General features: G+C 71.2%; 5 protein-coding genes. All 5 read right to left on the bottom strand.

The genetic code is table 11. The features are described 5' to 3' along the window. Nucleotides 1–85: 85 nt before the first annotated feature. Nucleotides 86–2,800, bottom strand: a complete 2,715-nt coding sequence (locus tag H8R17_RS43625; RefSeq protein WP_187828718.1) for an AAA family ATPase — start codon at nucleotides 2,798–2,800, stop codon at nucleotides 86–88. Nucleotides 2,801–3,029: 229 nt separating this feature from the next. After that, nucleotides 3,030–5,210 (bottom strand): SbcC/MukB-like Walker B domain-containing protein, encoded by a 2,181-nt coding sequence (locus H8R17_RS43620; RefSeq protein ID WP_316959728.1) that lies wholly within the window; start codon nucleotides 5,208–5,210, stop codon nucleotides 3,030–3,032. A gap of 73 nt (nucleotides 5,211–5,283) precedes the next feature. After that, the gene (locus H8R17_RS48305; RefSeq protein WP_316959729.1) at nucleotides 5,284–6,087 is read right to left on the bottom strand and encodes a DUF2398 family protein; all 804 of its coding nucleotides are present in this window, start codon (nucleotides 6,085–6,087) and stop codon (nucleotides 5,284–5,286) included. After that, entirely contained in the window at nucleotides 6,042–6,638 is a 597-nt protein-coding gene (locus H8R17_RS48300) for a DUF2398 family protein (protein ID WP_262505991.1), read from the bottom strand. The genes H8R17_RS48305 and H8R17_RS48300 overlap by 46 nt, the downstream gene beginning before the upstream one ends. Next, nucleotides 6,635–7,873, bottom strand: coding sequence for a TIGR02677 family protein (locus tag H8R17_RS43610; RefSeq protein ID WP_316959727.1), 1,239 nt, complete (start codon nucleotides 7,871–7,873; stop codon nucleotides 6,635–6,637). Before H8R17_RS43610 ends, H8R17_RS48300 begins: the two co-directional genes overlap by 4 nt. Nucleotides 7,874–7,960: the final 87 nt, after the last annotated feature.

Below are 7,960 nucleotides of genomic sequence, written 5' to 3'. Positions count from 1 at the left end.
ATCCTCCATCTCCTCAGGTGTCACGCCCGAAAGAAGATCACACCCTACCCACGCACGAACAACCGGGGTACCTAACAAAGCCCTACTACTCCTGCGTCTGCGAATCACCCTGGTCCCGCACTGTAACCGCGAACCCGCCGGATTCCGACGGCACGTCCGCGAACAGGGCCTGGTTGAGCGGTACGCTGTTCAGGAAGTGTGCCCGCCGACGTGGGTCTGCGATGCTGTCCGCCTTGCGGCGTACCTCGGCACGGGCCCGTTCCAGCAGGTCGGCAGCTTCATCGTCGGTACCGTCAGCAGCCAGGGCGCGCGAGACGTCGTACAGCACTTCTTCCGTACGCAGGGCGGGCATCGCACCCCGCTCTTCGAGGATCGCGTACGCCGCCCGGGCGTCCTCCACCGCGCTCCGGGCATCGCCCTCCGCGAGCCGGAGACGGCTGCGCAGGCAGAACGCGGCGATGCGGCTGCGCTCCATCTTCGTGGTCTCGGTCTCGACGAGGGTGTCCCCGATCAGCTGGAGCGCCAACCTGGAGTCCTCCCCTACGGCCATGAGCACGTCCACGTACAGGTTGCGGACGATGGGCACCAGGTTGACCAGCCACGTCTCCTGCGTCTCCAGCCATGCTGCCCGGATCCGCCGGAGCGCCTCTGGCGCGCGCTCGGGTGTGCGGGAGGCGATCAGGGCCAGGAGCGCGTTGTTGTACGCGTGCCAGCCGCTGATGCTCTCGCGCTCCTCCTGGTACTCCTCCTCGAAGGCCAGCGCTCTGGCCAGCGCGGCCTCCGCCTCCTCCATGTCGCCCATGGCGATGTGCAGTTGAGCGAGATAGTTCAACGCTATGGGCAGTTCGCCGCGCATGGCCTCACCACTCAACCGTTCCACGCAGCGCAGCAGCCGCTGCAGGGCTTCGTCGAAGCGGCTCGCGTCGAAGAGGTTGACGCCGATCTGCATCTCGTTGAGGTTGCGCGCGTGCTGAAGCAGCGGGCTCGCGACATCGCCGAGCTCGGCAGCGGAGGCGTACAGTTCCTCGGCCTCGAACAACACCCTCAGGCCGGCTTCCAGGTCGCGCTTGGGCAGCTGGCGGCCGTACTCGACAAGTGCTACGTAGAGCACTTCGGTGCCCTCCGGACCGCACTCGCGGGCGAGAGCGACCGCCTCCTGGTGTTTCTCCAGCGAGGGATCAAGACCGTGCACCGCCAGCAGTGTCTTCCCGCGCAGCAGCGCGGTGCGTGCCATCAGCAGCGGGTCACCGAGGCGGCGGGCCGACTCCTCGGCCTCAGCCGCGAGCGTGTCGATACTGGGAGACTCCGCTTCGCTCCCGCTGCCCTTCCAGCGCACCTCGGTGAGGCTCAGCAGCAGTTCGGCCGCCTCCACCAGCAGATGGTCGCGTTCCGGGTCACCCAAGGGCAGCTGCCGGGCCGAATCGAGGGCCGTCCGGCAGTACTTCTCGGCCTGGACGAACGCCAGCTCGTCCACGGCCACGGACCGGGCGAGCCGGTAGTGGGCGCCGGCGCTCGCGGCAGCACGGGAGGGCCCGGCCGCGCGCAGGTGGTCAGCGATCATGACGCGGACCTCACGCGGAAGATCCTCGCCGGCCCGCGGCAGTCTCTCCAGCGCCTCGGCCACTTGGGCGTGCCTCAGCAGTCGCGCCCCCTCGTCCTGATGCCCTTCACGGATGCACCACTGGAGGGCTCGGTGCTCGAAGTCGTACCAGTCGATGTGCAGTCCGTCCGCCCAGCGGGGCATGTCCGCACGGCGCCGTTCGCGCACCAGCCCGTGGTCACGCGCCACGCCGTGCAGCAGATCCTGAACGCGGATCTGGGGCATCCCTGTCACTTCGGCGAGCGTGTGTGAGAAGAAGAACTGGCCCGCGGTGGCCCCGAGGACAAGCAGTTCCTGGGCTTCGGGGTCGATACCCCGGAAGCGTTCCCTCACCGCGTGCGGCAGTTCGTTCGGCAGTGGTACGTCTGTCCCGTAGCCGGGGCGCCACAGCTTCAGGACCTGGTCCACGAAGACGGGGCGCCCACCCGTCACCGAGTGCACCTGCTCGGCGAAGCCGACAGGAACGTCCTGGCCCTCCAACCTGGCCGAGACAAGGTCACCAACGGCCCAGTCCGGCAGCGACCCGATCTGGTGCCGGGCGATCAGCAGGTTGTGCCTCGTCTCCCACACACGGAGCAGTTGCTCCATCTCCGCGCCACTCGCCGTCGTCGACGTGTAGGAGCCGAGGCCCAGCACCAGGCTGAGCGGCTCGCCTTCGAGCTTGCGCAGCAGTATGTGGAGGAGTTCACGGCTCCCCTCGTCGAACAACTGGATGTCATCGATCAGCAGCAGAAGCGGTGCGCCGTCGCGCGCCTCCGCCAACAATGCCTCGCTGATCTGGTGGGCCATGATGGTCCGCACCGAACCCAAACTGTCCGCCGGAAGGGACCCGGTGGCGAGGGCCGACCTGACCGCCGCCGTTCCCGCCTCGACCACTCCGCCGACTCCGGGAAACGCGAGGGACACCACGGCCGGCGCGGCAGCGCCAGCTCCTCGCCGCAGCGCACGGGCCACCATCGACCTGCGTTTCCCGGCACGCGAGGCTGAGCTCAGTTCGGCAAGGGCGTCGAGGAACGGTCCGTACTCGCCTCCCCTACCAAGTCCTGGTACACAACTGACCAGCACCACACGGCAGGCGCCGCCGGAGGACCTGCGACATACCTCGGCCAGTAGGGACGTTTTACCCATGCCCGAGTCGCCCTCGACGACCAGGACGCTGCTGGTGCCCTCCTCCAGCCTCCCCGCGATGCTCCCAATCACGTCCAGGCTGTCCAAACGGTCGACGAACACCGCCGCCACTGCGCCCCCTAATCTCGCCAACTTCACCATGCACCACGTCAACAACGCGCGCGATCATGGTATTTGACGTATGCCGATCCGCGAAGGCTTTCCGGCGTAAGGTGCTTCGCCGTCGTACCGACCATGACGCCCCCGTGTTCACCGTGTTTCACACTGTGGCACCCGGGTGTGGCAATCAGTGACCTTAATGTCACTGGGCTGCGGCGGACACGGAGGCGTGGGCGGCCCACAGGTCGTAGCCGGTCATGAACAGGTCGAGGTCGAACTGGGCGGCCAGCGACATGAGTTCGCCGCGCCCGGTATCGTCCACGCCCGCGAAGGCCTCGTCGAGGGCGAGCAGGCGCGGGGCGTGCGGGTCGGCGGAGTTGAGCATGGCATGCGCGGCGGCGAACAGCGGCAGGTGTAGCGACACCGACTGCTCGCCGCCCGACAAACGGCTGTGCCGGGCGCGGGTGAGCCGCTCCTCCGTCTTTCCGGACTCGCCGGGCCGTACCAGTTGGAACGCGAACTGCCGCCAGCGCCGGTAGTCGAGGACCTCGGCGAGCAACTCCCGGTAGGGCAGGTCGCGGTGGCGGGCCCGGGCGGTCTTGATCTGCGCGGCGAAGTGGACGCGCACCCGGGCAAGACCGTCCGGACCGAGGCGGGCGGCATCGGCGTCGAGGAGGGCGCAGACGGCGCGCTGCTCGTCGTCGAGATGGTCGGCGAGCAGCCAGCTCACACCGACCGTCGTCCCCGACGACATCTTCCGCTTGCGCATGTCGGTGTTCATCCGCCTGATCAGGTTACGGGCGTCGACGGTGCGGTCGTGGATCTGCTGGGCGAGCCGGGTCAGCAGGGCGTCCTCCAGGATGCGCTGCTCGGACTCGGAGAGCAGTTCGGCCTGGTCACGACGATGGGAGGAGATCTTCTGTGCGAAGGCGGCGACGGGCAGCGGGCCCTCCTCGTCGGCCACGCGGACGACGATGACCCCGTCGGAGCCGTCCCATTCGGGCCGGTAGTCCTGTCCGGCGGCGGCGAGTTGGGCCTGCAGATCGTCCAGGGCGAAGCGGGCGGGCTCGGCGTCCGTCGGGGTCCAGGGCAGGCCGGCGGTGTGGGCGTGGTCGGCGACCGTGGCCGCGTCGCGGGAGACGGCGGCGTCGAGTTCGGCGGCAAGCCGGGCGGTGTGTTCGGCCTCGGCTCGGGCGCGGCCGGTGGCGGCCGTACGGCGTTCGCGTTCGGCGGTGGCCTGCCGGGCGGTCTGCTCGCAGGTGCGCACCAGGCGCTCCAGGTCGGCCAGTTGCTCGACGGCCTGGTAGGCGGCGGAGGAGCGCAGCTGGTCCAGTCGGGCGCGCTGGGCGGCGAGTGAGGCGTCGGCCGACTCGGCGCGGGTCTCGGCGGCGGCCTGCCGCTCGCGGGCCGCCGCGAGATCCGCAACGGCGGTACGCAGCGCGGCGGCGCGCTCGGCGGTCTCGGTACGGCGGGCGGTGAGCCGGTCCGCGGTGCTGCGGGCGTGGACCCGCAGACAGGTGGAGTAGCTCGCGAGGAAGGCCCGGGTGGCGTCGTCGGCGGCGGCCAGTCCCTCCAGGGTGCGCTGCACGGACTCCATGTCGTCGAAGGAGCGGGCCGCCTCGGCGATCAGGTCGTCGTCGAGGGGGCGCAGGCCCGCGGTGAGGGTGTCGGAGAGCTTGGCCGGGTCGAGGTTCTTGGCGAGCTGCGGGCGGCGCAGGGTGAGGATCAGGGTGAGCAGTTGCTCGTACCGCTCCCGGCCGAGGCCGAACAGGCGCCGGTCGACGGCGGCGCGGTAGTCGGCCGTGGAGGCGATCAGCTCGCGTCCCAGCTCGGCGGCGAGCTGCTTCTTCGTCATCGGCCGGTCGTCGTGGGTGAGGAGGGAGAAGTCCTCGCCGACGCGGCCCTCGGCGACGAAGTGCCAGCGGGCCGGTGTGTCCCGGGGCCGCTGGGCGTGCAGCCCGATGCCGCAGGTGACGGCCTCGCCGGTCTCCCGGTGGGTGAATTCGATCCAGACGTAGCCGAGCGCGCTGTCCTGCCCGCGGAGGAGCAGGTTGGACTTCATCGTGCGGTCCTCTGCGGCGAACGGGTTGAGCCGCTTGGGGTCGATACGGCCGTCGAGGACGAACGGGAAGAGGACTTCGAGGGCCTTGGTCTTGCCGGACCCGTTGGGACCGCGCAGCACCAGCCAGCCGCCGGCGAAGGAGAACTCCTCGTCCCGGTAGTCCCACAGGTTGATGATCCCGGCGCGAGTGGAAGCGTAGTGGGCTGGCCGGGGCGGGAGCGAGGGCCTGGGCGGGGGCAGGCGTGCCAGCCTGGGTGGGAGCGGTCGGTCCAGCCGGGGCAGGGACAGGGGCGTCGGCCGGGGTGGGAGCGGGGTGCTCACGGAGTCGGGTCCTTGGCGGTTTCGCCAGCCAACAGGGCTGTATGAGCCGGGAGTTGAGCGGCCGTACGAGTTCTCACCCGGGCCGTGACACCTCGGTAGCGGGCGAGCAGGGGAGGGCGAGGGCTCCGCCGTCGACCCGGGTGATCAGCGACATGGCGGCGAGCAGGTCGAGAGCCTGGCCGAGCAGCCGGTCCGGGTCGCCGCGCAGATCGGCGGCGAAGCCCGCACCGTACTCGCCGGTGATTTCCTTGAGCCGGCCCCGGAGCCAGGAGTCCGTGACGAAGGGATACCGGGTCTCTTCCCGCTTCTCCCCCGCCACGTCGTGGGCCTCGTACGGCTCGTGCGTCTCGTACGTGGCATCCGCGTCGGCCGCGGCGAACTCGGCGATCACCGAGCGCGTCGGGAGGGCGCCGTCGATGCGCCGGGCGCGGGCCGCGAGGCGTTCGGCGGCGGTGGGCGCGGGCAGCAGTTCGAGGGCGTGCCGTCCGGAACGCTGCACGGCCGCGCTGATCCGGGCGGCGAGGAGCAGCGCGGCCTGCGCGACGGTGCCGCCGCCGGGAAAGCGGATGTCGGACAGCCTGCCGGAGGTGTCGATGAGCGCCGCGCCCTCGCCCCGCCGTTCCACCGTCAGCCCGGTCAGGCGCTCCAGGTCCTCGGCGAGGGCGGGGGCCCGCAGCTGGCCCAGGAGTTCGGTGTCGGCGTCGGCGTAGTAGGCGACCGGGTTCTCCAGCACCAGGCGGCGGGCGCGGCGGGCTTGGTCCCGGCGCTGGGCGGCGCGGCCCGCGGACATGCCGAGCGCGCCGCCGGAGTCGAGGAGGGAGGTGACGGAGGTCAGGTGCTGCAGGACACGGGTCGGATGGTGGACGGCGAGGAGGATCTCGCGGTCGATGTCGTAAAGCGCCTCGGCGCGCTCGGGGTCGCCGACCAGGCGGTGGCGGAGCCGTCGGCAAGGGTGAGCGCGCCGCGTTCGGTGAGCCAGGTGACGGCGTCGACGAAGGCGTCCCGGTCGGGTTTGCGGGCGGTGTCGAGGCCGAGCCCGTCGATGCGTACGGCGTCGGCGGCGACCGTGTCGGCCAGCTCTCCCAGCGCCACCTGCGCACCGTGCCGGCCCAGGGCCGCGAGGGTGAGGACGAGGTAGGCGTGGCGCGACGGTCGAAGGGGCGGCCCGCAGGGGTGAGGGCCGGACGGGTGGCGTCCAGGCCGTCCTGGGCGCGCTGCAACCGGGCGGTGTCGGCGGTGGTGCCAAGACGGTAGCCGAACACCTCCATCAAGTCGGTGCCGCATCTGCCCGGCCCAGCGGCGCACCGTCGCCAGCGCCGCCTTGTCCGGATACCCGGGCGTGACCAGCGGATGCCGCAGGACGAGCCGTACCGCCTTCTGATAGTCGGCGAGTTCAAGCGGGGAGACACCCTCGGCGACGCGGCTCATCCGGTGACTTCCAGGCGCAGCCCGTCGAGATGGACGCGACCGCGCACGGTGTCGACAGTCGTGGAGCCCTCGGCGGGGACGAGGGTGAGCCGTACTCCGTGGGCGGCACCGGAGGCGGTGGCGACCAGGCGACTGGCAGGAACACGGGCGGCGAGCGCCACGTCCAGCAGAGCCAGCAGGGCCCGCGTCTCGGGCTCGTCGAGCATCCGGCCGTACACACCGTCCGATGCAAGGGTGTTCGCGGCAGCGCGGCGCTCGGCCTGTTCCTTGAGCTGCCCGGCGCGGAGCAGGGCCCGCCGGTCGTCGTCGCGTTCGATGCGGCCGGGGCCGTGCAGGGCTGGGGTGCGGCCGGACTGGACGAGGGTGCGGGCGAGTTCGACCGGCTCGGCCTCCCACCAGGACGTACGGGACGGGATCCGCTCGGGGTCGGCGTACGGGACGGCGATGTGCCGGGGTGCGCCGAGCCCCAAGACGGCCTGGAACAAGGCGTGCGCGTCCTCGTCGCTCTCGCAGGAGGTGAACCACTGGGCGAGGCGGCGCAGTTGGCTCTCCCGGCTCACCCCGCCCCGGCGTGCCTCCGTGACCCGGCGCAGCAGGGCGAGGACGGAGCGGATCGCGGTGACGGTGGCGTCCTGCAGCCGCTCGGTCTCGCTGTGCTCACGCTCCGCGAACCAGTGGACGATGCCGTCCCACCGGTACCGCCAGTCCGCCAGCCGCTCGGCGGGGCTGCGGAAGAGCCGCTCGTCGGCCTCGGCCGCATACTCGATCATCCGGTCCACACCGGTGGCCGCGGCCTTCTCGACCGCCTCGGCGAGCAGCGGGGCGTAGCGGCCGAGCTCGGCGGTGAACTCCCGCATGTGCGCGAGGAGCGCGTCCTTGTGGGCGAGGAACACCTCGGGCCGGGTGTCGTTAGTGCGCGCCAGGTCGCCCAGCATGAGGTAGAAACGGGCGGCGCGCTGCGCCATCTCGTTCAGCACCGAGTCGAGACGGCCCAGCTTGCGGTACACCTCCTCGCCGTCACCCGCCGTGTTGGCCTCGGCCAGCGCGCTCAGGTCGCCGAGGATGTCGGGGAAGACGAGGCGGGAGAGCTGGGCGTCCTCCAGGCTCGCGCCGAGCACGTCCTCCACCGCCCGGTACGCCCGGTACCCGGCCTGCGTGAACTGGTACACGTAGTGCCGGTTGCGGTACTCGGCCAGGGTCGCGGCGCGCGTCCCGTCGTACGACCGGTCCAGCACCTAGTAGGGCTTTGTTAGGTCCTGTGGTGGGGTTCGGGGGTGGGTGCGGGCTGGCCGCATATCGAGCAGGCGCCGGTCCAGGTGGCC

Source organism: Streptomyces sp. TRM68367 (assembly GCF_014495685.1).
GTDB lineage: Bacteria > Actinomycetota > Actinomycetes > Streptomycetales > Streptomycetaceae > Streptomyces.
Note: the sequence above shows the minus strand (reverse complement) of the source record. Positions and strands in the feature narration are given on the sequence as shown.